The organism is Pseudomonas sp. 05N431 (genome assembly GCF_056397005.1).
In genome coordinates this window covers 139,088-163,507 of sequence record NZ_JBFTMN010000003.1, presented here as the reverse complement: position 1 = coordinate 163,507, position 24,420 = coordinate 139,088, and the positions used below count along the sequence as shown (strand labels likewise).

Sequence of the window (24,420 nt, the reverse complement as noted above, 5' to 3'; positions counted from 1 at the left end):
CGGCGTGTACCCAACTTGGTAGCGTGAGTCATCCGCTCGCCAGGCTGGAACAGGGTCGACCATGGAAGATCAAGCCTCCCAAAGCATCACCCCGCCTTCCATTGCCAAGAGTGCCGCGATTACCACGATTGGCAAAAGCTGGGGCGCGATTGGCACCAGCGGCAAGGCCTCCTTCCAGCTGCCTCTGCCGATCTCGTCGGGACGCGGCTTTAATCCGGCACTGGGGCTGAGCTACGACAGCCAGGCGGGTAACGGCCCGTTTGGCATCGGCTGGCGCTTGACCGTCAGCACCATCACTCGCCAGACCAGCAAAGGCGTGCCGCGTTACCTCCAAGACGACGTCTTCCTGAGCCCCAGCGGTGATCCGATGATGCCCGAGCTCGATAAGGATGGGCACATCCAGTCACGCTTCGAAGATCACTACAACGGTGAACCTGTCGGCAAGCATTCAGTGGTCCGTTACTGGCCTCGGGTCGAAGGCGCCTTCGATCTGTTCGAACTCTGGCAACCGAGCGCCAAATCTGGCGAACCACCGTTCTGGCTGGTGCACCAGGCCGACGGCAGTCTGCATATCTACGGCAAGACCGAGGCTTCGCGACGCGCCGATCCGCACGACAGGCTACGGGTCGGCGCCTGGCTGTTGCTCGAAAGCATGACCCCCCATGGCGACCACATCGCCTACGAGTACAAACCTGAAGACCTGCTCGACGATCAACCCCACGATTACCGGGCCCAGCGCTATCTGCGGCGTGTGTGTTACGGCAACTTCAGCGCCAGCAAGCATCTGTACGCCTGGACGGTGGACAACCCGGCCATGCTGGATTGGCACTTTCATCTGCTGTTCGACTATGGTGAACGCACGCTCGACTGGAGTAAAAAACCCGTTTACGGGGAACCGTTTCTACAACCAGACGATGACATCGGTGAGTGGCTAATTCGCCGAGACTCGTTCTTTACTTACGGCCATGGCTTCGAATTGAGCACTCGACGCCTGTGCCAGCAAGTCTTGATGTTTCACTACTTCCCCGCTGAACTGGGGCCAAAGCCTGCGCTGGTCAAACGCCTGTTACTGGAATACCACCCGGAGCCAGCGTTCTACAGCCAGCTGTGCGCCGCGCACTACCAAGCCTACGACGCCAGTGATGCGGTGGAAAACATGCCGCCCATGGAGTTCGAGTATTCATCGCCCGATATCAACACCCAGCCGACGCCGTTCTTCCCTTTTGAACACGTGCCCGGTATCCAGGACGGGGAACACCATCAATGCCTCGACCTGTATGGCGAGGGTGTACCGGGCTTCCTCTGCCGATACGATCAGGCCTGGTACTACCGTGAGCCGCAGCGCGGGCCAAACCACCCCGATGAAATCATCTACGGCCCGTGGCGGGTATTGCCGACCATTCCGGTAGCCGATGGCAGTAAACCGGTAAAGCAGTCGCTCAACGACCTGACCGGTGATGGGCGTTTGGACTGGATCCTTGCGCAACCGGACTACAGTGGTTTCTTTGCCCTGAACCCTGACCGCAGCTGGTCGCCGTTCAGTACCTTCACCTACTTTCCCCTGGAGTTCTTCAACGCTCTGGCACAGTTCGGCGACCTGACCGGCAATGGCCTCAGTTCACTGGCGCTGATCGGTCCAAAAAGCGTGCGTCTTTATCCCAGCCTCCGGGAAGACGGTTTTGGGCCCGCGAAGGACGTGCCCCACGAGCCCGACAACGACAGCCTGCCGCTGTTCAGCACTTCACGCAGCGAGCTGGTGTTTCTGGGCCGTATGCTGGGTAGCGATTTGCCGGACCTGTGCCGCATTCGCAACGACGAGATCAAATGCTGGCCGAACCTGGGCCACGGACGTTTCGGCAAAGGGTTCGTCATGGACACCTTGCCCTTCGAGTACGGGAAGTTCGACGCGGCGCGGGTACGAATCGCCGACCTCGATGGCAGCGGTGCCCCGGCACTGATTTATCTGGATTCGGATCACTTCGATACCCAAACCGATGCCGGCGGCCATCTGCAGCACACTCGCTACAACATTGCGGGGCAACTCAAGCAAGTCATGCTTCAACTCGACACCGCCAGCCCGCGTCAAGACATTCTCAAAGACGCGCAGTACAACGCCGACGGCAAAGTCATCGAACAGCGCGCCGGCAATGGCGTAGTCAGCATCTGGGGCTACAACCCCATCGACGGTCGACTGCATACGCTCAAAGCCGGAATACCTGGTAAAGCGCTGTGCCAGGACCTTGAGTACCTCCACGATCGCGTGGGCAATGTGCTGCGCATCGAAGACCACACACTGAGCACGGTGTTCTTCGCCAACCAGCGCGTCGATGGACTTCGCACATTCGCCTATGACTCGCTGTACCGTCTGATCCGGGCGAGTGGTTTCGAGGCCGAAAAACCCAATCCTCAGCCAAGCTTGCCTGATTTGATCACGCCCATCGACCCCGGTCGCCGCTTCAACTACACCCAGCACTACGATTACGACCGGGGCAACAACCTGACGAAGTTATGTCACCGCCGCGACGGCAATAACTTCACTCGCCAAATGTGCATCGATGAACACAGCAACCGGGGGGTGAGCTGGGAAGAAGGCGATCCGGTACCGATTTTCAAAAATCTCTTCGACCCCCACGGCAACCAGCTATTACTGCAACGTGGCCAGCCCATGAGCTGGAACACCCGCGATCAACTGGCCAAAGTGACCTTGCTCACCCACAGCAACGGCCTTCCCGACGATGAAGAAACCTATCTCTATAGCCAAGGTGTGCGGGTCTACAAACACCATGTGTGGCATACCCCATCCGCCAACCACTTCCACGACGTGCGCTATTTGCCAGGACTGGAAATCCGCACCCGCAGCGATGGCCAGCAACTGCACGTCATCACCCTGTCGACCGGCGTGGGCAGTGTGCATTGCCTGCATTGGGTCAGTGGAATACCTGCCGACATCGAGCCCGATCAATTGCGTTACCACCTCGGCGATCACCTCAATTCCATCGCTCTGGAGCTGGATCGCAATGGCGCCTTGATCAGCCTGGAGTTCTATTACTCCTACGGCGGTACCTGCTGGTACGCAGCGCGGTCAGAGGTGGAGGCCGATTACAAGACCCTTCGCTATTCGGGCAAGGAGATGGATGTCAGTGGGCTTTATTACTATGGCGCCCGGTATTACGCGCCGTGGTTGTGGCGTTGGGTCAGCCCCGATCCCGCGGGGAATGTGGACGGGTTGAATCGGTACCAAATGGTCGGCAGCAACCCCATTCGTTCCATTGATAACGGCGGTACCAACAAAGAAGATCACGAACAGTTACGGCAAGATCTGACTTACTACGCCAGTGTCTTGTCCACCTTGGGCAAGGAACTGAAATCCTTGAACTATCAGATCAATAACAGTTTCAACTCAACTGACATCAATAAACGCCTGATTAAGAACCTGACGTTCCACGCTGCAAAAGGATTGGCCAAAGAAGGTGTATCTACAGCGACAAAGCTTGCTTTACCCGGTGTCCCAGGCCCCATCGTAGCCTTTGCAGCTTCATTTATTACAGGCCTGATCGCAGACGAACTTGGCAAGAAGGGGGAATTCTCAACCTCGATGCTACCCAACGCTTCAAAACTTGATCCACATACAATACACGCTGAGTCCACCGGACTTTTCACCCGGCAAAAAGTAAAAAATATCATGGGTTCCTATGATCCACGAACCAGCCAAGGGCAGGAAAAATCCGCAAAGCTGGCGGTATCAATTACGCTTGGAGAAGCGGGCCTTCCCGCTGCAAGCAGCATTATCGAGGCTGGAACCTCCATCAAAGATGCGGGTATCGCCCATATCGGCATACCAGAGGAAAGCATTGAAGCGTTACGCTTCGGGCTCGTTCGGATTGTGGAGTTACTCGAGCAAGACGGAAGCGACGTACCGGCAGCCTTCAATACCTTAGGGGTCCCCGAGTTTTATGCAGACGGCGTAAAAGGTGCTGCACATAAGGTATTTGACAGTGCAACCGGCCATCTCGGAACAAACGATTCAAAAACAATCAAACTCGAAAAACTTGAGCAAAAGAGGGAGACCCGCATCGCCCAGGCAGAACGAGGCATCGTATTGCTTGATAAGTATTCCGAATACATCAGGAAAAGATGACGATCGACACCTCTCTGGAGCCATCCCGACTTTTCAGGTTCTCCATGCTATGGTGCTTTCCCCTACCTGAACTGTCGCAACATGTTCCCGACCTTTCGCTCCTTGCGTCTGACGCTCTACGTCCTGATGATCCTCGCCGGTGCGGCCCTGGCCGCCGGTCTTGCCATGCGCCACGCCGAACGCCAGGCCCAGGTGGACGACGCCGCCCGCGCCAATCAACAATTGGCGCTGTACGCCAATTCCCTGCATACCCTGATCGAACGCTACCGCGCGCTGCCTGCCGTGCTTGCATTGGACCCGGAACTGCGTTCGGCGCTCGATGGCCCGGTCAGCCCGCAGCAGCAAGACGCACTCAACCGCAAACTGGAAAAGATCAACGGTGCGGCGCAGTCGTCCACCCTGGAACTGCTGGATCACACGGGCCTTGCGGTGGCTGCCAGTAACTGGCGTTTGCCCAGCAGCTACGTTGGCCACAATTACGGTTTCCGCCCTTATTTCAGCCAGACCCGCAGCCAGGGCGCCGGGCGCTTTTACGCGGTGGGCGTGACCAGTGGAATTCCCGGCTATTTTCTGTCCAGTGCGGTGACAGGCGATAACGGCGAGTTTCTCGGCGCCATGGTGGTGAAACTCGAGTTTCCAGAGCTGGAACGTGAATGGCGTCAGGGCAGCGACACCCTGCTGGTCAGCGATGCGCGGGGCATTGTGTTTATCGCCAATCAGCCGGGATGGCGCTATCGGTTGCTGGGCGCGCTGTCAGACACTGATCGCGCCGAGCTCAAAGCCACGCGCCAATACGACAAGCAGCCGCTGACCCCGCTCGATCATCAGCCGATTCGGCACTTTGACCAGAACAGTTACCTGGCCCGCGTCGACGGTCCCGATGGTGCGGCGGATTACCTGTGGGAGTCGCTGCCCTTGAGCACCGAAGGCTGGACCTTGCACCTGCTGCGTCGCCCGCAAGTGGCCTTCGAAGACTTGCGTAACGCCGGGCTGGCCGCCGCCGGAGTGTGGCTGACACTGGTGTTTTTGCTGCTGTTCCTCAGTCAACGTTGGCGTCTGGCCAGGTTGCGCCAGCGCAGCCGCGAAGAGCTCGAGCGCCTGGTCGAAGAGCGCACCCGCGATTTGCGCACCGCCCAGGACGGTCTGGTGCAATCGGCCAAACTCGCGGCGCTGGGGCAAATGTCGGCGGCCCTGGCCCATGAAATCAACCAGCCACTCACTGCCCAGCGCATGCAGCTCGCGACCTTGCGCCTGCTGCTCGATCACGGCCGCGTCGACGATGCGTATAAAGCGCTGAAGCCGGTGGATGAGATGTTGACGCGCATGGCCGCCCTCACCGGCCACCTCAAGACATTCGCGCGCAAAAGCCCCAGTGGATTGCGCGAGCGGCTGGACCTGGCATCGGTGGTCGATCAATCGCTGCAACTGCTCGACGCCCGGCTGCGCGATGAACAGATCGACTGCGTCTTGCACCTGAGTCGCCCGGCCTGGGTGCGCGGCGATGCAATTCGCCTGGAACAGGTGCTGATCAATCTGCTGCGCAACGCCCTCGATGCGATGCGTGACAAACCGCTCAAGCGCCTGGAAATCCGTCTTGAAGCCGACGAACAGCTATGGTGCCTGAGCGTCGCCGACAACGGCGGCGGTATTGCGCCGCAGGATCTGCCCAATGTCTTCGACCCGTTCTTCACCACCAAACCGGTGGGTGATGGCCTGGGCCTCGGGCTGGCGGTATCGTTCGCCATCGTGCATGAACTTGGTGGTCGCCTGAGCGCCGACAATCACGGCGACGGCGCGGTTTTCACCCTCACGTTGCCCATCGATCTGGAGGCGCACATTCAATGTTGAACTCGGTGATCGTGGTCGACGATGAGAGCAGTATTCGGGATGCCGTCGAACAGTGGCTGAGCCTCTCGGGGTTCGAGGTCCAGCTGTTCAGCCGCGCCGATGAATGCCTGGCGCAGCTGCCGGCAAATTTTCCCGGAGTGATCCTCAGCGACGTGCGGATGCCCGGCATGACCGGCCTGGAACTCCTGGCCCGGCTGCAACAGTTGGACACCGATTTGCCGGTGATCCTGCTGACCGGTCACGGCGATGTGCCGATGGCCGTTGAAGCCATGCGCGATGGCGCCTACGACTTCCTCGAAAAACCCTTCAGCCCCGAAACCTTGCTCAGCAGCCTGCGCCGGGCGCTGGACAAACGTCGACTGGTACTGGAAAACCGTGCCCTGCACGAACAAGCCGACAACCGCAGCAAACTCGACGCCAGCCTGCTGGGCGTCTCCCGTGGTTTGCAGACCCTGCGCCGCCAGGTGCTGGACCTCGCGGCGCTGCCGGTGAACGTGCTGATCCGCGGCGAAACCGGCAGTGGTAAAGAGTTGGTCGCCCGTTGCCTGCATGATTTCGGCCCGCGCGCTGACAAGCCGTTCGTGGCACTGAACTGTGCGGCGATCCCCGAGCAGCTGTTCGAAGCCGAGTTGTTCGGTCATGAAAGCGGCGCCTTCACCGGTGCTCAGGGCAAACGTATCGGCAAGCTTGAATACGCCGATGGCGGCACCTTGTTCCTCGATGAAATCGAAAGCATGCCGCTGGCTCAGCAGGTCAAATTGCTGCGCGTGTTGCAGGAGCAAAAGCTCGAACGGCTGGGCTCCAACCAGAGCATTCACGTGGACCTGCGGATCATCGCCGCGACCAAGCCCGACCTGCTGGATGAAGCCCGCGCCGGGCGTTTTCGCGAAGACCTGGCGTATCGGCTGAACGTCGCGGAGTTGCGCCTGCCGCCGTTGCGCGAACGGCGTGAGGACATTCCATTGTTGTTCGAGCACTTCGCTCATGCCGCCGCACAGCGGCTGGGACGCAGCTTTCCCCCTCTGAGTGGCCCGCAGTTGAGTCGGTTGCTGAGCCACGACTGGCCGGGCAATGTGCGCGAACTGGCGAACGTCGCCGAGCGTCAGGTGCTGGGCCTGGGTGAACCGGAACCGGTCGGCATCGAGCCCGGCCAGTCCCTTGCCGCCCAGCAGGAAGCCTTCGAAGCCCACTGCCTGCGAGCCGCGCTGACCCGGCACAAGGGCGACATCAAAGCCGTGCTGGAAGAACTGCAACTGCCGCGCCGGACCTTCAATGAAAAGATGCAGCGGCATGGGCTGACCCGAGAGATGTTCCTGCGAGAAAGCTGAGTTTTTGTAGTGTCTGTACTGGCCTCATCGCGAGCAAGCTCGCTCCCACACTGACTGAGTCAGGCTCGGATTTTGTGTATGCCGCCGATCCACTGTGGGAGCGAGCTTGCTCGCGATGACGCAGGTACAGGCAACGCAAATCAATGAACTGAATAAGCGATTTTCCGCTCACGCCCCCTTCAAAATAAGCGGTTTTCCGCTCACTCATTCCTTCAAACCCCTCTAAACCGCCCCTCTCCCCCTTGGCACAGCTCCTGCTATAGCTCTCGCAGGCTGCGTTTACGCGCGCTCCACAAAAACAATTAAATGAAGGATCCGTCATGGATAACTCACAAACCCTGCCTCTTGGGTCGGCAGCTGTGCCTGCCAAAGAAAAGACCACGGCCAGCCGCATCAAATCGATCTTCAGCGGCTCTGTCGGCAACATGGTCGAGTGGTACGACTGGTATGTCTACGCCGCCTTCTCGCTGTACTTCGCCAAAGCCTTTTTCCCCAAAGGCGACACCACCGCCCAACTGCTGAACACCGCTGCGATTTTCGCCGTGGGCTTCCTGATGCGCCCGATTGGCGGCTGGCTGATGGGCCTGTATGCCGACCGTGCCGGACGTAAAGCCGCGCTGATGGCGTCGGTGTACCTGATGTGCTTCGGCTCGCTGATCATCGCGTTGAGCCCGGGTTATGAAACCATCGGCGTCGGCGCACCGATTCTGTTGGTGTTCGCCCGCTTGCTGCAGGGCCTGTCGGTCGGTGGCGAGTACGGCACCTCGGCGACTTACCTGAGCGAGATGGCGACCAAGGAACGTCGCGGCTTCTTCTCGAGCTTCCAGTACGTCACGCTGATCTCCGGCCAACTCATCGCCCTGGGCGTGTTGATCGTGCTGCAGCAAACCCTGACCACTGAACAACTGTACGACTGGGGCTGGCGCATTCCGTTTGGCATCGGTGCACTGTGTGCCATCGTTGCGTTGTACCTGCGTCGCGGCATGGAAGAAACCGAGTCGTTCACCAAGAAAGAGAAGTCCAAAGAAAGCGCGATGCGCACCCTGCTGCGTCATCCCAAGGAACTGATGACCGTGGTCGGCCTGACCATGGGCGGCACCCTGGCCTTCTACACCTACACCACCTACATGCAGAAATACCTGGTGAACACGGTCGGCATGAGCATCTCCGACTCCACCACCATTTCGGCAGCCACACTGTTTCTGTTCATGTGCCTGCAACCGGTCATCGGCGGCTTGTCGGATAAAGTCGGGCGGCGGCCGATCCTGATTGCCTTCGGCATTCTCGGCACCCTGTTCACCGTGCCGATCCTCACCACCCTGCACACCATCCAGACCTGGTGGGGCGCGTTCTTCCTGATCATGGCGGCGCTGATCATCGTCAGCGGCTATACCTCGATCAACGCGGTGGTCAAAGCCGAACTGTTCCCCACCGAAATCCGCGCCCTGGGTGTGGGCCTGCCGTATGCGCTGACGGTGTCGATCTTCGGCGGTACCGCTGAATACATCGCCCTGTGGTTCAAGAGCATCGGCATGGAAACCGGTTATTACTGGTATGTCACGGCCTGCATCGCGGTGTCGTTGCTGGTGTATGTGACTATGAAGGACACCCGCAAGCACTCGCGGATCGAGACTGACTGACCGCGTTTGGCAGTCACTGCAACGGTGACTGCCATGGCCCCATCGCGAGCAAGCTCGCTCCCACATTGGATCGATGTCAGACACAAAGTCTGTGCCTGACTCGGTCAGTGTGGGAGCGAGCTTGCTCGCGATGGCCGCGCCTCGGTCCCGAGCCGATCAAGACAACTCAGCAGCCCCACGACTCGCGTACTTGTTCTGCACACCACCAATCCCCCCGCCAAACCCGCGACGAACCGATAACGATCCGTTAATGCCCTGACCACACTCTTGCGCTATCGCCGTTTGAATCCATATCGACGTCTCGTGCGTATACACAATGCAGGCCTCGAAGCAGCGTCTGGAAATACTCTGCCACGGCCTTAACATCTATTTAATCGATTGTTTTTAGCATTTATTTGCGCTTTTTAATCAATTTTATGTGCGTAGTATGAGCTCCATACCCAACGCACAACACGCAAACACACTTGGAGTACACATCATGAAAACCAAACTGATCTTCGCTCTGACTCTCTCCGTACTGGCCGCCAACACCTTCGCCGCCGACGGTTACGACCGCACCGGTTCTGGCGCTTTCACCGCTGAACGCTCTGCCGCTGTGGCGGCTGATGGTTACGATCACACGGGCTCGGCGTCTTTCGCCGCTGATGGCTTCGATCGCACCGGCTCCGCCAAAGTCGCTGCTGACGGCTTCGATCGCACTGGCTCGGCCAAGGTTGCCGCTGACGGCTTCGACCGCACCGGCTCGGCCAAAGTCGCTGCTGACGGTTTCGACCGCACCGGCTCGGCCAAAGTCGCTGCTGATGGCTTCGATCGCACTGGCTCGGCCAAGGTCGCATCTGACGGCTTTGATCACACCGGTACCGCTGACGCTATCGCCGCCGATGGTTTTGATCGCACCGGTACTGCCGCCGCTATCGGCTAACACCTTGGGCAGACTTCACAGCCCGGCTTCGGCCGGGCTTAGTTGTTTCAGGGGGAACAAGAAATGTCTAAAGCCAACACAATCCCTGTGGGAGCGAGCTTGCTCGCGATAGCGGTCAGTCAGTCACATCAATGCTGGATGTGCCGCCATCATCGCGAGCAAGCTCGCTCCCACATTGGCTCTCATTGTTTTGATGTTCCATGACAGCTGGAAATAAGCCTTCAGCCCTTGCACTATGACCTTCATCCCTTCAAGCCTTGCATTCAGGAACCCGCGCAATGCCCGACGACATTCACTACTACGAACCTGCCCTGGGCCATGGCCTGCCCCACGACCCGTTCAACGCCATCGTCGGCCCGCGGCCTATCGGCTGGATTTCCTCGCAGGACGCCGAAGGCCGGCTGAACCTGGCGCCGTACAGTTTTTTCAACGCGTTCAACTACATTCCGCCGATCATCGGGTTCTCAAGCATTGGCCGTAAAGACAGCCTGAACAACATCGAGCAGACCGGCGAATTCGCCTGGAACCTGGCCACCCGTCCGCTCGCCGAGCAGATGAACCAGAGCTGCGCGACGGTCCCGGCCGACGTCAACGAGTTCGAACTGGCCGGGCTGACGCCGGCAGCCTCGAAAATCATTCAGGTGCCGCGCGTCGCTGAAAGCCCGGTGTCCTTCGAGTGCAAGGTCACGCAGATCATTCAGTTGCAACGTGCAGACAAGGAAGTGGTGCCGAGCTGGCTGATCCTCGGCGAAGTGGTCGCCGTGCATATCGCCAAGTGGCTGCTCAAGGATGGGGTGTACGACACCGCCGCGGCAGAACCGATTCTGCGCGGCGGTGGGCCGGCGGATTACTTTCAGTTGGGGCCTGAGGCCTTGTTCAAGATGTTCCGCCCGGGGGCGACCAAGGCATAAGCCAAAGGGTTACCAGACCAGTTCGCCGTCTTCGGCGACGTCGGTCAACTGCTCAAGCTTCTGCTCGGCAGCCTGATCGGCTTCGAAGGCGGTCTTGAATTTCTGTTCATCGAGGATTTTGTGAAAACGCGGGGCGCCTGAGCCACCCAGGGCTTTGACGGCGATGGCGGCGCTGTAGCCTCCCTCACCCGGTACTACGGCGGAAACAGCTTCGAACTGTGCAAACTCTTTACGTGCCATGTCGCGGATCCTGGCCAATGGAAAGTCGGCCATTCTAAACCGTCAACTGGCCAACTGGTGTAGTGACGCGCTGTTGAACTGCGGATATTCGCCGCGAGCCTGAGCTGCCGAGACTTCGCTGAAGGTATGGAAATCCAGGCTGTTGACCACCAACTCTTGCACCAGCTCGGCAAAGATCTGCATGGCCGGGGTGCCGAAATAGGCGGTCATGGCCTGCTGGTCAACCCAAAAACCGGACACCAGCCACAGTTCGGGATCGCATAACGAATGCTGCAAGGCAAAGTGCAGGCAACCGCTGGCCTGACGCGACGGTTCGATCAGGCTGCTCAAACGCGCGCCCAACTCCATCGAGCGGCCTGCACGAGCGCGGACAAAAGCCATATGGCTGACGGGGATCTGCGTGGACATGTTCGACTCTCCCTGATGTAGACGATCTGCAGCCTGAGAGAAGCTGCAACAGGGACAGAGATTAAGCGACAGGCGCCAGGCCCGTTAGTCGATTCCTGCCGGCTTATTGCACAATCCTGCACCCGCAGCTGACTGCCGCCAAACCAGTGCCAGGTCAGCTGCGCAAATGTGACAAAGGGGTTTCAAGCAAGTTTTCCCGCGTTCTGTTCACGTTCTCTATGCTGAATCCGACCACACAGCAGGATCAGGCAAGTTTTGCGCAGGATTCGCCTACCACCTGGACTTGCACAAATTTAAGCTGTGCTCATCCCATCTCCTTGCCGAGGATGTTTTGCATGCCATCTCTGGATTCCACTCACGCCCCGCTGGACGCCAACATGGAAAAACAGCGTGTGGAGCTCTCGGCAATCATTCGTCGCAATACCTGCGAGGATGGCAGCTACGCGACGGCCATCGGTTCGTTGTTTTTGTCTCGGCACAGCCAGTCCCACGACTTCGCCCCGGTGCTCGCGCAACCGGCACTGTGCATCATGGCCCAAGGGCGCAAGGAAGTTCGGCTGGCCGACGAAGTCTTCAACTACGACCCGCTTAACTATCTGGTGGTCTCGGTCTCGATGCCGCTCAGCGGGCGGGTGGTCGATGTCTCGCCCGAGGAACCGATCCTGGCCTTGCGCCTGGATATCGACCCGGCGGAAATCACCGCATTGATCGCCGACGCCGGGCCCATCGGCGTGCCCACCCGCCCTGCCGGACGTGGCCTGTATGTCGAACAGCTGGATCAGCCGATGCTCGATGCCGTGCTGCGTCTGGCGCGCTTGCTCGACACCCCGAAAGACATCGCCATGCTCGCGCCGCTGATTCGTCGGGAGATTCTCTATCGCTTGTTGCGCAGCCCACAGGGCCATCGGCTGTATGAGATCGCCGTCGCCAACAGCCAGAGCCATCGCATCGGTCAGGCGATCAAATGGCTCAACGGCAACTATGAGCAGCCGTTGCGCATTGATGAATTAGCCAAGGAAGTGAACTTGAGCGTGTCGACCCTGCACCATCGCTTCAAGGCGATGACAGCGATGAGTCCACTGCAGTATCAGAAGCAACTGCGTCTGCAGGAAGCGCGGCGCTTGATGCTCGCCGAGGGCATCGACGCCTCGGCGGCAGGATACCGCGTGGGCTATGAAAGCCCCTCGCAGTTCAGCCGCGAGTACAGCCGACTGTTTGGTGCGCCGCCGTTGCGGGATCTGGCGCGGTTGCGGATGTCTGTTTGATCAGACTTTTCGGCAGGCTGTGCCGGCCTCATCGCGAGCAAGCTCGCTCCCACAGTGGATCATTTGTGAATACAGATTCTGTGAACACAACCGATCACCTGTGGGAGCGAGCTTGCTCGCGATAGCGCCAGTTAAAGCAACCCGTCTCTAAAGTCAGGCGCCGAGTACGCGGCAGGCTTCAGATGGAATGGTCACCGACACCGGGTTGCCGATGCTCAGGCCAATGCCCTGGCATGGCGTGCTCAACGCTGTCAGCGACACCCCGGAACACTCGACCGTGGTTTCGATGGTCGCGCCGATATCGCGCACGAACGTCACCCTGCCCAGCAAGCGATTACCGGCAGTTGCCTGTGGGTGCGACAGCTGCAGGTCCTCGGGACGCACCAGCATCTTGACCTTTTCGCCCACCACGATGCTGCTGCAAATCGGCACCTGAAGCGCATCGCCACCGGGCAAACCGACTTTGCCGTCACCCAATGCGGTGGCCGGGAAAATGTTCCCCGAGCCGATAAAGTCGGCGACGAACTCGTTGGCCGGATGCCGGTAGATCTCGATCGGCGTGCCGACCTGCTGCACCCGATTCTGCCCCAGCACCACCACGATATCGGCCATGGTCATGGCTTCGCGCTGGTCGTGGGTGACCATGATGGTGGTGATGTTCAAGCGTTGCTGAAGCTGACGAATCTCCACTTGCATCGATTCGCGCAGCTTGGCATCGAGGGCCGACAGCGGTTCGTCGAGCAGGAGGATTTTCGGGTGCGAGGCAATCGCCCGGGCAATCGCTACGCGTTGGCGTTGTCCACCCGAGAGCTTCGCAACCGGGCGATCAATCATTTCTTGCAACTGAATCAGTTCCAGCAACTCCACCACCCGCGCCTGCTGATCGGCCTTGCTCACACCACGCAGTTTCAGCGGATAGGCAATGTTCTCGCCGACCGTCATGTGCGGGAACAGCGCCAGCGACTGAAACACCATGCCAAAGTTGCGCAGGTGCGCCGGTGTGTTGCCGATGTCTTCACCGTCCAGACGAATCTCGCCGCCGGAGAGGGTTTCCAGGCCGGCGATCATTCGCAGCAAGGTGGTTTTGCCACAGCCCGAAGGGCCAAGAAAACACACCAGCTTGCCCTCAGGCAGGTGCAGATTGACGTCCTTGACCGCACACGCCGTGCCGTAACGTTTCTCGACGTTTTCCAGAATCAAACCAGTCATGTTGCTTACCTCAAATCAAAAGGAAACGCCACCTTCACCAACCAGCTTCTCCAACGCCCAGATCAGGACGAAGTCGATCAGCACGATCAGCACGGCAAACGAGAATACGGTTGGGTCCAGCGACGACACGGTGCGGCTGAACATCCAGATAGGCACGGTCATGACATCGATGGTGTAGAGGAAGTAGGTCACGGTGAATTCGTTGAACGAGACAATGAACGCCAGCAGCATCCCGGCCAGGATCCCCGACTTCATCAACGGCACGACCACATCGACAATCGCCCGCGTCGGCGAAGCGCCGAGCATCTGTGCGGCCTCTTCGACTTCACTGCCGATAGACAGCATCGCCGCGGTGCAGTTTTTCACCACAAACGGCAAGGCCAGGATCACGTGAGCAATCACCAGTCGCGAAACCGTCATCTGGAACGGCAGGCTGTCGAACACCAGCAACAACGCCAGGCCCAGTACCACCATCGGAAACACCAACGGCAGCGACATCAATTGCAGTGCAACGGCTTTGCCACGGAACTCCAGACGGGTCAGCGCATACGCCGCCGGCACCGCAACAAGGGTGGCGAAGATCATGGCCATGAACGACACCATCAGGCTGGTGGTCATGGCTTTGCCCAGGCTCAGCACATCGCTGGCGTCCGGGGACACGAAGGTGTGCCAGGCGGCCTTGTACCATTGCAGGCTGTAACTGCTGGGCGGGAAGTCGAGGTTCGAAGAACCACTGAACGACATGACGATCATGGTCAGGATCGGCAACACCGCCAGAAACAGGATGACACCTGAAAGGATCCCGGCAAATTTACCGGTATCGCCTGGCAACAGCGACAGGCGCTTCTTGCTCAACGTGCTCATTGCGAAGCCTCCAGCATGCGCCGACGACGGCCAGTGATGTATTCGGACAAGGTCATGATGGCCAGCGTGGTGACGATCAGCACCACACCCGCCGCAGAGGCGGCCGGCCAGTTCATCAGCGGGGCGATCTGGTCATGCACCATCACTGCAAGCATCGGCACCCGCCGGCCACCGAGCAGCAAAGGCACCACAAAGCTGCTGGCGTTGTAGGCGAATACCAGGGTCGCACCGGTGATGATTCCCGGCATGCTCATCGGCAGCACCACCTGGAAAAACACCTTCAAGCGGCTCGCGCCCAAGGTCGCCGCGGCTTCCTCGTAAGTACGGGCAACGCCGCGCATGGCGCTGGCAATCGGCAACACGGCCAACGGGAAAGCGGTTTGTACCAGGCCCATCAATACGCCGTTCTGGTTGTAGAGCAGCATGATCGGACGCTTGATCAGGCCCAGGCCCATCAGTGCCTGGTTGAGCATCCCGCCAGGCCCTAGGATCACCAGCCAGCCGTAGCTTTGCAGCAACAGGTTGACCAGCAACGGCAACAGCACGGCGGCCAGGAACACTCGACGCAGCAACGGCGAGGTCAGGCGCGACATGGTGTACGCCACCGGAATCGCCAGCAGCACGGCAATCACCGCGCTGATCAATGCCAGACGCAAGGTCAGCATCAGCGATTTGAGGTAATAGGGTTCCAGCAGCTGGGCATAACTGGCCAGGCTGAAACCGCTCCATTCCGCGCCTTGGGTGCCGACGCTCATGCGCAACACCAGCAGGCTGGCAGCAATCAGCACACCGAGAAACAGCATCGATGGCGAAAGAAATAACCAGGCGCGCGTCGTCGGCGAAACGCCGAAGCGGGGGCGTACGACAGCGGCGCCGACCGTTTGGGTCAGAGGTTGGTGTTCCATAGCAATGGTCTCGTCAATGGAAAGCAGCTGAGTGAACACAGGACGTGAAGCCAGCGCACTTTCCATGTGGGAGCGAGCTTGCTCGCGATGACTGCTCATCAGTCGACGTTGATGTCGACTGACAGTCCGCTATCGCGAGCAAGCTCGCTCCCACAGGGGGGTTGTGGTGCTCCAAAGGGCTGTGTTCGGCAGACGTCAGGAAGAGAAGATTTCCGTGTAACGACGAATCCATTGGTCATGCACAGTCGCCAGGAAGGCGTTGTCGTGCATGATCGCCTTCTCGGCAATCTGCTCCGGCGTCAGGATGTACGGGCTCTTGCGCGCTTCGGCAGAGATGATTGCCTTGGCGTTGACCGGGCCGTTGTAGATGTCTTCGGCCATCTTGCCCTGCACCAGCGGGTCGAGGGAGTGGTTGATGAAGGCATAGGCCAGGTCGGTATCGCCCGGACGGTTCTTCGGCATGACCGACTGCATCAGGTCGGTGTAGAAACCTTCCTTCATGCCAAAGGTTGCACTCAGACCGTAGGCCGGGTCGCGAATCTGTTTCGGGAAGAACGCGGGAGCGTACAGACCCCCCATGTCCAGGGAGCCGGTGCGGAACAGCTCGGCGATCTGGTTCGGGTTTTCGCCCAGGGTCACCACGCGGCTCTTGAGCTCGGCGAGTTTCTTGAAGCCGGGTTCGATGTTGTGTTCGTCACCACCGGCCAGTTTGGCGGCGATGATGATCAGGTCCATGGCCTCGGTCCAGTTCGGCGGCGGCAGGAAAATGTTCGGCGCCAGGTCTGCGTCCCACAGGGCCGCGTAACTGTCCGGGGCTTCTTTCTGCGTGCGGCTGCTGTAGACGAGGCTGTTGCACCAGAGCAGGTAACCGATACCGTGACCGTTGGCCCCGGTGCGGTATTTCTCCGGTACGTCGATCAGGTTGGGAATGCGGTTCAGGTCAGGCTTTTCCAGCAACCCGGCAGCGGCCAGGCCTTCAGCGCCGACGCCAGCCAGGGTGATGACGTCGTATTGCGGGCGATCACCACCGGCCTTCAGTTTGGCGACCATTTCCGAAGTACTGCCGGTACGGTCCGCGATGACCTTGGCGCCGGTCTTGGCTTCAAAGGTCGCGGCGATGTTGCGCAGCGCCGCAAGCCCGGTGTCATCGGACCAGGTCAACAGCCGCAGGGTCTTGCCCTGAAAGCGTGTATCGCTGGCGTTGGCGCGGATGAACGGCATGCTCATGGCGGCCGCCGCAACCGATGCAACACCGACGGTCTTGATGAATTGTCTTCTGTTCAGATCATGATCGCCCATGAAGGACTCCCTTTATTGTTGTAGGTATGAGTTAGGAGCATCCCTTGCGCCCGCGCTCTTCGATCCGCTGCCAGCCCCCGTGTTACAAGGGTTGTAGCGAGGTCTGCGGGTTCATCCTGAGGTCACGCAAAACGCGCAACAATCGAAAAAAAATCATTGGTGCCATGTCCCTGGCGCATGCCTCGTTACGAGGCATGCGTGGGCCGTTTTCGTGCCGTCAGACGGCGCGAATCACGTGCTTTATTTCTTGAAACGCCTGCAGGCCCCACGGCCCCAACTCGCGGCCGATGCTGCTCTGCTTGTAGCCGCCCCACGCCGTCTGCGGGAAGATCACCTGCGGCGCGTTGATCCACACCAGCCCCGCCTGCAAGGCGTTGGCGACCCGTTCGGCGGTCACCGGGTCACGGCTGACCACGCTGGCCACCAGACCGAACTGGCTGTCGTTGGCCAACTCGATCGCCTCTTGCTCCGTGGCAAAACTGCGCACACAGAGCACCGGACCAAAAATCTCTTCACACCACAACGCACTGTCGAGGGGCACTTCAGTGAAAATGGTCGGCCGCAAAAAATAGCCATGCGGCAGATCGGCAGGCCGGTCACCGCCACACACCAGCCGCGCCCCCGCGCTCAAGCCGCGATCAATGTGGCCCAGCACGCGCTGGTATTGCGCCTGATTGACCAACGCGCCCATTTCAACCTCGGGGTCAAACGGGTCAGCCACGCGAATCGCCTCGGCCCCCGCCGTCAGACGCAGCAGGAATTCGTCCGCCAGTTCATCGGCAACCAACACCCGGCTGGTGGCCGAACACATCTGTCCGGCGTTGAAGAAACCACCGCCACAGGCCAGCTCGACGGCCAGGTCGAGATCGGCATCCGCCAGCACCAGCAGCGAGGATTTGCCACCCAGTTCCAGGCTCACACCTTTGACGGTTTCCGCCGCACGCTGCATGACCTGAACGCCGACCGCGTTGCTGCCGGTGAAAGAAATTTTCGCTACACGCGGATCAGCCGACAGCGGTGCACCAACCGCCAGGCCCGTACCGCAGACCAGGTTGAACACACCGTCGGGCAAGCCGCTCTCGGCGATGATCGCCGCCAGTTCCAGCTCCGGCAGCGGCGTGACTTCCGAAGGTTTGAGTACCACGCAGCACCCCGCCGCCAAGGCTGGCGCGAGCTTCCAGGCGGTGGTGACCATCGGGAAGTTCCACGGCACGATCAACCCGACCACACCGCACGCTTCACGGCGCACGCGGGCGGCGAAGTCTTCGCTCGGCAGTTCCACAACGCGGTCCTGGCCGGCGTCCAGCGCTTCGGCCAGACCCGCGTAATACTCGAACGTGGCGATCACGTCGTCGACGTCGATGCCCGCTTCGAACTGTGGCTTGCCGTTGTTGCTCGACTGCAAATGCATCAAGCGCTCGCGGCGTGCCTGCACTCCATTGGCGATCTTGCGCAGCACCGCGCCGCGTTCGGCACCGCTGGTTTTCGACCACTGCACAAACGCCGCGCTGGCCGCCGTGACCGCTTGATCGACCGCGCGCTGATCGCCGCCTTTGACGGTGGTCAACAGCGCTTCGGTCGCCGGATTTATGACCCGCAAGTGCTCGTCGCCGGCCGACCATTGGCCGTCGATGTACAGCCCTTCCTGGATGATTGGAAAGCTCATGCCGACACCGCCTTCATCCACTGGGTCTGATCGACTTCGATCAGGGTCGGGCCCTGGCGATCGGTGGCCGCACGCAGTGCAGCGCGCAGCTCTTCAACGCCGTTGACGGCATGTGCCGCACAGCCCAGGCCTTTGGCCACGGCGATGAAATCCGGGGTGTAGATGTCGACGCCAACCGGTTCGATGTCGCGGTTGACCATGTACTTCTTGATCTCTTCGTAGCCCTGGTTGTTCCACAGCAGGACGATGACCGGGGTGCGTGCTTCCACCGCGCTGGCCAGTTCCGGCAAGGTGAATTGCAGGCCGCCATCGCCGATCAGGCACACCACCGGTGGACGACTGTTGCGCTCCTGACCACCACCGAGCCACGCGCCGATAGCCGCCGGCAAGGCATAGCCGAGGGTGCCGTAACCGGTCGACGAGTTGAACCAGCGACGCGGGCGCTCCGGGTTGAATGTGAGGTTGCCGGTGTACACCGGTTGGGTCGAGTCGCCGACAAATACCGCTTCCGGCAACTCATCCTGCACGGTGTGCAAGAACAAGGTCTGCGCACGGGTTGGCGCGTCCCAGATGGTTTCAAGTTCGGCACGCAAGCTGGCGGCACGAGCCTGGCCCCAGTCGCTGCTGCGTTCGGCCAGCGAATATTTGGCCACGCCGTCGAGCAAGGCCTGGGCCGCGCTTTGTGCGTCGGAGACCAGCGCCACCTTCGGCGGGTAGTTGCGCACGGTCTGGTCCGGATCGATGTCGACCCGCAGCAAAGTGCCCGGAATCTCAAAGCCGCCGGCAAAGGTCACGTCGTAGTCGGTCTCGGCCAGCTCAGTGCCGATGGCCAGTACCACATCGGCGTCAGCTACCAGGGCACGGGTGGCCACCAGCGTTTGGGTCGAACCGATCAGCAACGGGTGAGCCGACGGCAGCATGCCTTTGGCATTGATGGTCAGCGCCACCGGTGCATCGAGTAATTCGGCGAGCCGGGTCAGCTCGGCCGCCGCGTCAATCGAACCGCCACCGGCGAGGATCAACGGGCGTTTGGCGTTGGCCAACAGTTCGCTCATCTGCGCCACGGCTGACGGCGCTGCACCGGCGCGAGTGATGCTCACCGGTTGGCTGGCGAGCAAAGCATCGGCATCTTCGACCAGCACGTCGAGCGGAATTTCGATGTGTACCGGACGCGGACGACCGGCCTGGAACAAAGCGAAAGCACGGGCCAGCACACCTGGCAATTCGGCAGCGGACATCAGCGTATGGGAGAACGCCGCAACGCCGGCCACCAGTGCGCCCTGGTTCGGCAGCTCGTGCAGCTTGCCGCGTCCGCCGCCCAACTGGCTGCGCGATTGCACGCTGGAGATCACCAGCATCGGGATCGAATCGGCGTAGGCCTGGCCCATGGCGGTGGTGATGTTGGTCATGCCGGGGCCGGTGATGATAAAGCACACACCCGGTTTGCCGCTGGTGCGTGCATAACCGTCAGCCATGAAGCCGGCACCCTGCTCGTGACGCGGAGTAACGTGGTTGATGCTCGAACGGGCCAGCCCGCGATACAGCTCAACGGTATGCACGCCGGGAATGCCGAACACCTGCTCGACCCCGTAACCCTCGAGTAACTTGACCAATACTTCGCCGCACGTCGCCATATCTTTACCCTTCTTGTTCGTTGAGACGCTGGCCCCGCGCGGCATTGGATGGCTCGCCGCGGTGCTCAGTCATGGCGTTATTGGAACGGTCAGCGGGTAGCCGCAACAATCGATAAAAAGTCATACTCGCCATGTCCTCACCTCATGCCTGGCGTCCCATGAAACGACTTCCCCCCCTTCCCGCGCTGCACACGTTCCTGATCACGGCCCAGTGCTGCAATTTCACCCGGGCGGCCGAGCAGCTGCACATCACTCAGGGCGCGGTGAGTCGGCAGATTGCCGGGCTGGAAGAGCATTTGGGCTACACGCTGTTCCACCGTCAGGCACGCGGTTTGAGCCTGACGGCCGAGGGACTCGAGTGGTTGCCACGGATTCAGCAAGTGTTCGGCTTGATCGATGAGGCCGTGGAACAGGTCGGTGCACACCGCGAAACCTTGCAGCTCAAGGCCCCGACCTGCGTCATGCGCTGGCTGCTGCCGCGTTTGCTGCAATGGCAAAAGGAACGTCCGGACGTGCCGGTGGAACTGACCACCACGGTGCAACATGGCGTGGATTTTCATCGCGAGCAGTTCGACGCCGCCGTCATGTATGGCGCACCACCGGACAGTTCACTGGCGTCACTGCACCTGTTTGACGAGCAACTGACGCCGGTCTGTTCGCAGCCACTGCTCGACGGCCCGGTGCCGCTGCACAGCCCGTCAGACCTGAGTCAACATTTGCTGCTGCACCCAACGCGCGATCAGCGGGACTGGAAGGCCTGGCTGAAAGCGGCGGACGTCAACCTCAACACACTCGGCAAGGGTCAGCATTTCGAAACCCTGGACCTGGCGATGTCCGTGGCGTCTCAAGGAACGGGTGTGGCGATTGGGGATTGGTCGTTGATCGGCGATGACCTGAGTGCCGGACGGCTGGTCATGCCTTTTGATTTGAAGGTGAAAACGGGGCTGGGGTATTACCTGGTGTTCCCGCAGAAACCCGGACCGTCGCCACAGCTGCGTGAATTGATGGAGTGGTTGGTGGTGCAGGCGCAGGCGCGTTGAATCTGATCTCAAACGCTTCCCCCCGTAGCAGCTGGCGCAGCCTGCGTTCGAGTGCGCAGCGCTCGTAAAACCTGCACACGCGATTCTTCAGGTAAACCGCATGTGCCGGATTGCGACCGCTACGCGCTCGAACGCAGGCTGCGCCAGCTGCTACAGGGAGCGCGTGGTGTCCTGTGGGTCAGTAGCCTACGGTAAACCGCTGACGGCTATGCGCAGGCTTCTCGACTTCATCAATCATCGCAATCGCGTAGTCGGCGAAGGTGATCCAGCTCTTGCCTTCGGCGCTCACCAGCAGATGGTCCTTGCCCACACGGAAGGTGCCGGTACGCTCGCCTTCGACGAACAGCGCCGACGGTGAAAGGAAGGTCCAGTCCAGATCCTTTTCCTGACGCAAGGTGTCGAGGTAGACGCCACCGGCAGTGGCCTCGGCCTTGTACTCTTCAGGGAAGTTCGGGGATTCGATGACTTTGCTGCCATCCGGCACCAACAGCGAACCGGCACCGCCGACCACCAGCAAACGTTTCACGCCGGCCTTTTTGACCGGCTCGATAATCGCGCTGGCCGGGATCGTCGAAAAGTGTGCCGCGCTGATCACCACATCAGCACCTGCAACCGCCGCTTGCAGCGCCGCGCCGTCGGCAACATCAACATTCTTGCTGACGACTCCGGCACGTGGGCTGATTTTCGAGGTGTCGCGGGCGATGGCGGTGACACTATGACCGCGACGCAGGGCTTCTTCCAGCAGTTGGCTACCGGCACGACCGGTGGCGCCAATGATTGCGATCTTGCTCATGAGATTCTCCAGTTCAAGTGTGACGCGGAGCGTCACGGGCTGCATTCCCACGCGGAGCGTGGGAACGATCAACGATCATTCGGTTACTCAGTGAAACTGGGTTACCACTTCATCTCGCCTTTGGCGACTTTGGCGCTCAGCTCAAGCGAGCTTTCTTCGCCGAGGTTCAGGTAACGCTTTTTCATCGCGGCGATCAACTCGGCCGAGTCTTTGGCCTTGGCAGTTTCAGCGTCGAACGCCTTGATGTAGTCGGCGGTGAAATGCACAGCGGCCAGCGAACGTGCGCTGTCACCCAGGTAATGACCTGGAACGATGGTGTTCGGTTTCAGGCTGTCGATGGTCTTCAGGGTAGTCAACCAGTCGGCATGGGACTGCGCGCTTTGAGTATCGGCCATCCACACATGGATGTTTTCCGCGACCACTACACCGCCGACCACGGCCTTGATCGACGGGATCCAGACAAAGGTCCGGTCCGGTTGCTTGCCGTCCAGGCCAATGATGTCGAGCTGCTTGCCTTCCAGGGTCAGGCTATGGCCCTTGAGCACACCCGGCACGATGGTTTTTGCCGGTGCATCGGCCCCCAGTTTCGGTCCCCAGAACGCTACTTTGCCTTCAACGGTGGCCTTGATGTGATCAACCGTTGGCTGTGAGGCGAGCACTTTGGCTTTCGGGAACGCGGCGGTGAGGGTGTCCAGGCCGAAGTAGTAATCCGGGTCACCGTGGCTGATGTAGATGGTGGTCAATTGCTTGCCGCTGGCGCGGATTTTTTCCACCACCTGTTCGGCCTGGGATTTGCCGAATTGCGCGTCCACCAGAATCGCTTCTTTCTCACCGCTGACCAGTACCGAGGTCACCGGAAAAATCGCAGCGGCGCCCGGGTTGTAGACGTCCAGGGTCAGTGCCGGAGTGGCGGCTGCCGCATGAGCGGCAAAGCCCAGGGTGGCGGTGGCGAGTAAAAGGCGCTTGAGAGAAGTGAAGCCGATCATGGTGCTGCTCCGTTGTGCATAAGCCGTGTTTGGCGATGGGACAGAGCTTAGTTGCCTGACTCGCTACAAAAAATGCGATGCTTGAACATAGTTTGTTTCTGAAAGCGGGCAAATCATGGATCGTCTCCAAGCAATGCGGGTGTTCGTCACCGTCGTCGACCTCGGCAGCCAGTCAGCCGCGGCCGATCATCTGGACCTGTCGCGCCCGGTGGTGTCGCGCTATCTGGCCGAACTGGAGGACTGGGTCGGGGCGCGCTTGATGCACCGCACCACGCGCAAACTCAGCCTGACCACCGCCGGCACCGAGATCCTGCCGCGTTGCCGGCAGATGCTCGATCTGTCGAGCGACATGCAGGCCGCCGTCAGCGAGCCGGACGATGCGCCGCGCGGCTTGCTGCGGATCAGCGTCAGCACCTCGTTCGGCCAGGCGCAACTGGCCGACGCCATGGCGGCGTACGTCAAACGCTTTCCCGGCGTCAGTATCGACATGCAAATGCTCGATCGCACGGTGAACCTGGTGGACGAGCGCATTGACCTCGCGATCCGCACCAGCAACGACCTGGACCCGAACCTGATTGCCCGGCGGCTGACCGTCTGCCGTTCAGTGATCTGCGCCTCCCCCGCCTACCTGCGCGAACACCCGACACCGCAACGGGTAGAGGATTTGAGCCAGCACAATTGCCTGACCCACTCCTACTTCGGCAAAAGCCTCTGGCATTTCGAACAGGACGGCGAGCAGGTTTCGGTGCCAGTGCAGGGCAACATCAGCGCCAACGAAGCCAGCACGCTGTTGCGCGCAGCAATGGCCGGTGCCGGCGTGGCGATGCTGCCCAGCTACCAGGCCGGTGTGCACATCCACAGTGGCGAACTGGTGCGCCTGCTGCCGCACGCCGAACCCCGGCAGATGAACATGTACGCGGTGTACGCCTCACGCAAACACATGCCCGCAGCGCTGCGCAGCATGCTGGATTTTCTGGTGTCGAGATTTCCCGAAACACCTGCGTGGGATGTGGGCCTTTAAAGGCAGAACACCTACCTTGTGGCGAGGGGGGTTTATGGCAACTCACCACCACTGACCTATGCTGATATCAGTACCCCTTAAAACATAAGGGGTACCGGTTCAGAGGTCAGCGCCATGAACGTCAAAACCAGAAGGTATCTCGCGATCTTTATCACTTGCACCGCCGCGCTGGCGTTGTATGGCACCGCCGCCTATCGCGTTGAACAGGCCCGGCAGCTTCCGCGTGAGTACGCCAGCTGCAACTTCGAACGGTGCATTCCACACACCGCGACCCTGAACCTCAAATAACCAGGCCCCTAGCCC

General features: G+C 60.2%; 20 protein-coding genes. 10 read left to right on the top strand and 10 right to left on the bottom strand.

Annotation, left to right across the window (positions count from 1 at the left end):
* Positions 1-61: 61 nt before the first annotated feature.
* From AC1DIG_RS06175 to AC1DIG_RS06150, 6 genes are all read left to right on the top strand, one after another.
* The gene (locus AC1DIG_RS06175; protein ID WP_477766580.1) at positions 62-4,138 is read left to right on the top strand and encodes a SpvB/TcaC N-terminal domain-containing protein; all 4,077 of its coding nucleotides are present in this window, start codon (positions 62-64) and stop codon (positions 4,136-4,138) included.
* Between the two features lie 81 nt (positions 4,139-4,219).
* Positions 4,220-5,986 (top strand): sensor histidine kinase, encoded by a 1,767-nt coding sequence (locus AC1DIG_RS06170; protein ID WP_477766579.1) that lies wholly within the window; start codon positions 4,220-4,222, stop codon positions 5,984-5,986.
* Positions 5,980-7,314, top strand: coding sequence for a sigma-54-dependent transcriptional regulator (locus tag AC1DIG_RS06165; protein ID WP_477766578.1), 1,335 nt, complete (start codon positions 5,980-5,982; stop codon positions 7,312-7,314). Before AC1DIG_RS06170 ends, AC1DIG_RS06165 begins: the two co-directional genes overlap by 7 nt.
* Before the next feature lie 320 nt (positions 7,315-7,634).
* A complete protein-coding gene (locus AC1DIG_RS06160; protein WP_019693300.1) occupies positions 7,635-8,954 on the top strand; it encodes an MFS transporter in 1,320 nt (439 codons plus the stop codon).
* Positions 8,955-9,432: 478 nt separating this feature from the next.
* Positions 9,433-9,876: a heme utilization protein gene (locus AC1DIG_RS06155; RefSeq protein WP_477766577.1), complete on the top strand. Its 444-nt coding sequence runs from the start codon at positions 9,433-9,435 to the stop codon at positions 9,874-9,876.
* Between the two features lie 278 nt (positions 9,877-10,154).
* A complete protein-coding gene (locus tag AC1DIG_RS06150; protein ID WP_477766576.1) occupies positions 10,155-10,787 on the top strand; it encodes a flavin reductase family protein in 633 nt (210 codons plus the stop codon).
* A gap of 9 nt (positions 10,788-10,796) precedes the next feature.
* Here the strand turns inward: AC1DIG_RS06150 and AC1DIG_RS06145 are convergent, their stop codons facing one another.
* Both AC1DIG_RS06145 and AC1DIG_RS06140 read right to left on the bottom strand, forming a co-directional pair.
* Positions 10,797-11,060: a hypothetical protein gene (locus AC1DIG_RS06145; RefSeq protein WP_054593752.1), complete on the bottom strand. Its 264-nt coding sequence runs from the start codon at positions 11,058-11,060 to the stop codon at positions 10,797-10,799.
* A gap of 9 nt (positions 11,061-11,069) precedes the next feature.
* Entirely contained in the window at positions 11,070-11,435 is a 366-nt protein-coding gene (locus AC1DIG_RS06140) for a putative quinol monooxygenase (RefSeq protein WP_477766575.1), read from the bottom strand.
* Positions 11,436-11,770: 335 nt separating this feature from the next.
* Here AC1DIG_RS06140 and AC1DIG_RS06135 point away from each other — a divergent pair, with 335 nt between their 5' ends.
* Positions 11,771-12,700 carry an AraC family transcriptional regulator gene (locus AC1DIG_RS06135; protein WP_477766574.1) on the top strand — a complete coding sequence of 310 codons (930 nt, stop codon included), beginning with the start codon at positions 11,771-11,773 and terminating at the stop codon, positions 12,698-12,700.
* A 153-nt stretch (positions 12,701-12,853) separates the two neighbouring features.
* Here AC1DIG_RS06135 and AC1DIG_RS06130 read toward each other — a convergent pair whose 3' ends face one another.
* From AC1DIG_RS06130 to AC1DIG_RS06105, 6 genes are all read right to left on the bottom strand, one after another.
* Positions 12,854-13,909, bottom strand: a complete 1,056-nt coding sequence (locus AC1DIG_RS06130; RefSeq protein ID WP_477766573.1) for an ABC transporter ATP-binding protein — start codon at positions 13,907-13,909, stop codon at positions 12,854-12,856.
* Positions 13,910-13,924: 15 nt separating this feature from the next.
* Entirely contained in the window at positions 13,925-14,773 is an 849-nt protein-coding gene (locus AC1DIG_RS06125) for an ABC transporter permease (protein ID WP_477766572.1), read from the bottom strand.
* Complete coding sequence (locus AC1DIG_RS06120; protein WP_477766571.1) at positions 14,770-15,678, bottom strand: ABC transporter permease; 909 nt, start codon at positions 15,676-15,678, stop codon at positions 14,770-14,772. The genes AC1DIG_RS06125 and AC1DIG_RS06120 overlap by 4 nt, the downstream gene beginning before the upstream one ends.
* A gap of 195 nt (positions 15,679-15,873) precedes the next feature.
* Positions 15,874-16,977 carry an extracellular solute-binding protein gene (locus AC1DIG_RS06115; protein WP_477766570.1) on the bottom strand — a complete coding sequence of 368 codons (1,104 nt, stop codon included), beginning with the start codon at positions 16,975-16,977 and terminating at the stop codon, positions 15,874-15,876.
* 217 nt (positions 16,978-17,194) lie between these two features.
* A complete protein-coding gene (locus AC1DIG_RS06110; RefSeq protein WP_477766569.1) occupies positions 17,195-18,643 on the bottom strand; it encodes an aldehyde dehydrogenase family protein in 1,449 nt (482 codons plus the stop codon).
* Entirely contained in the window at positions 18,640-20,277 is a 1,638-nt protein-coding gene (locus AC1DIG_RS06105; RefSeq protein ID WP_477766568.1) for a 5-guanidino-2-oxopentanoate decarboxylase, read from the bottom strand. The genes AC1DIG_RS06110 and AC1DIG_RS06105 overlap by 4 nt, the downstream gene beginning before the upstream one ends.
* A 158-nt stretch (positions 20,278-20,435) precedes the next feature.
* Between AC1DIG_RS06105 and AC1DIG_RS06100 the strand changes: the two genes are divergently transcribed.
* A complete protein-coding gene (locus AC1DIG_RS06100; RefSeq protein ID WP_054593761.1) occupies positions 20,436-21,317 on the top strand; it encodes a LysR substrate-binding domain-containing protein in 882 nt (293 codons plus the stop codon).
* A gap of 178 nt (positions 21,318-21,495) precedes the next feature.
* Here the strand turns inward: AC1DIG_RS06100 and AC1DIG_RS06095 are convergent, their stop codons facing one another.
* Positions 21,496-22,110, bottom strand: a complete 615-nt coding sequence (locus AC1DIG_RS06095) for an NAD(P)-dependent oxidoreductase (RefSeq protein WP_477766567.1) — start codon at positions 22,108-22,110, stop codon at positions 21,496-21,498.
* 101 nt (positions 22,111-22,211) lie between these two features.
* On the bottom strand, positions 22,212-23,096 hold the full coding sequence (locus AC1DIG_RS06090) for an MBL fold metallo-hydrolase (RefSeq protein ID WP_477766566.1): 885 nt from the start codon (positions 23,094-23,096) through the stop codon (positions 22,212-22,214).
* 115 nt (positions 23,097-23,211) lie between these two features.
* Between AC1DIG_RS06090 and AC1DIG_RS06085 the strand changes: the two genes are divergently transcribed.
* Together AC1DIG_RS06085 and AC1DIG_RS06080 are read left to right on the top strand one after the other, a co-directional pair.
* Positions 23,212-24,117, top strand: coding sequence for a LysR family transcriptional regulator (locus tag AC1DIG_RS06085; protein WP_477766565.1), 906 nt, complete (start codon positions 23,212-23,214; stop codon positions 24,115-24,117).
* Between the two features lie 114 nt (positions 24,118-24,231).
* A complete protein-coding gene (locus AC1DIG_RS06080) occupies positions 24,232-24,405 on the top strand; it encodes a hypothetical protein (RefSeq protein ID WP_020723547.1) in 174 nt (57 codons plus the stop codon).
* The last annotated feature ends 15 nt before the right edge of the window (positions 24,406-24,420 follow it).

What these genes read in the sequence shown, in the direction of transcription:
- AC1DIG_RS06175 (WP_477766580.1), top strand. Translation starts at nt 62, where the DNA reads ATGGAAGATCAAGCCTCCCAAAGCATCACCCCGCCTTCCATTGCCAAG.
- AC1DIG_RS06170 (WP_477766579.1), top strand. Translation starts at nt 4,220, where the DNA reads ATGTTCCCGACCTTTCGCTCCTTGCGTCTGACGCTCTACGTCCTGATG.
- AC1DIG_RS06165 (WP_477766578.1), top strand. Translation starts at nt 5,980, where the DNA reads ATGTTGAACTCGGTGATCGTGGTCGACGATGAGAGCAGTATTCGGGAT.
- AC1DIG_RS06160 (WP_019693300.1), top strand. Translation starts at nt 7,635, where the DNA reads ATGGATAACTCACAAACCCTGCCTCTTGGGTCGGCAGCTGTGCCTGCC.
- AC1DIG_RS06155 (WP_477766577.1), top strand. Translation starts at nt 9,433, where the DNA reads ATGAAAACCAAACTGATCTTCGCTCTGACTCTCTCCGTACTGGCCGCC.
- AC1DIG_RS06150 (WP_477766576.1), top strand. Translation starts at nt 10,155, where the DNA reads ATGCCCGACGACATTCACTACTACGAACCTGCCCTGGGCCATGGCCTG.
- AC1DIG_RS06145 (WP_054593752.1), bottom strand. Translation starts at nt 11,060, where the DNA reads ATGGCCGACTTTCCATTGGCCAGGATCCGCGACATGGCACGTAAAGAG.
- AC1DIG_RS06140 (WP_477766575.1), bottom strand. Translation starts at nt 11,435, where the DNA reads ATGTCCACGCAGATCCCCGTCAGCCATATGGCTTTTGTCCGCGCTCGT.
- AC1DIG_RS06135 (WP_477766574.1), top strand. Translation starts at nt 11,771, where the DNA reads ATGCCATCTCTGGATTCCACTCACGCCCCGCTGGACGCCAACATGGAA.
- AC1DIG_RS06130 (WP_477766573.1), bottom strand. Translation starts at nt 13,909, where the DNA reads ATGACTGGTTTGATTCTGGAAAACGTCGAGAAACGTTACGGCACGGCG.
- AC1DIG_RS06125 (WP_477766572.1), bottom strand. Translation starts at nt 14,773, where the DNA reads ATGAGCACGTTGAGCAAGAAGCGCCTGTCGCTGTTGCCAGGCGATACC.
- AC1DIG_RS06120 (WP_477766571.1), bottom strand. Translation starts at nt 15,678, where the DNA reads ATGGAACACCAACCTCTGACCCAAACGGTCGGCGCCGCTGTCGTACGC.
- AC1DIG_RS06115 (WP_477766570.1), bottom strand. Translation starts at nt 16,977, where the DNA reads ATGGGCGATCATGATCTGAACAGAAGACAATTCATCAAGACCGTCGGT.
- AC1DIG_RS06110 (WP_477766569.1), bottom strand. Translation starts at nt 18,643, where the DNA reads ATGAGCTTTCCAATCATCCAGGAAGGGCTGTACATCGACGGCCAATGG.
- AC1DIG_RS06105 (WP_477766568.1), bottom strand. Translation starts at nt 20,277, where the DNA reads ATGGCGACGTGCGGCGAAGTATTGGTCAAGTTACTCGAGGGTTACGGG.
- AC1DIG_RS06100 (WP_054593761.1), top strand. Translation starts at nt 20,436, where the DNA reads ATGAAACGACTTCCCCCCCTTCCCGCGCTGCACACGTTCCTGATCACG.
- AC1DIG_RS06095 (WP_477766567.1), bottom strand. Translation starts at nt 22,110, where the DNA reads ATGAGCAAGATCGCAATCATTGGCGCCACCGGTCGTGCCGGTAGCCAA.
- AC1DIG_RS06090 (WP_477766566.1), bottom strand. Translation starts at nt 23,096, where the DNA reads ATGATCGGCTTCACTTCTCTCAAGCGCCTTTTACTCGCCACCGCCACC.
- AC1DIG_RS06085 (WP_477766565.1), top strand. Translation starts at nt 23,212, where the DNA reads ATGGATCGTCTCCAAGCAATGCGGGTGTTCGTCACCGTCGTCGACCTC.
- AC1DIG_RS06080 (WP_020723547.1), top strand. Translation starts at nt 24,232, where the DNA reads ATGAACGTCAAAACCAGAAGGTATCTCGCGATCTTTATCACTTGCACC.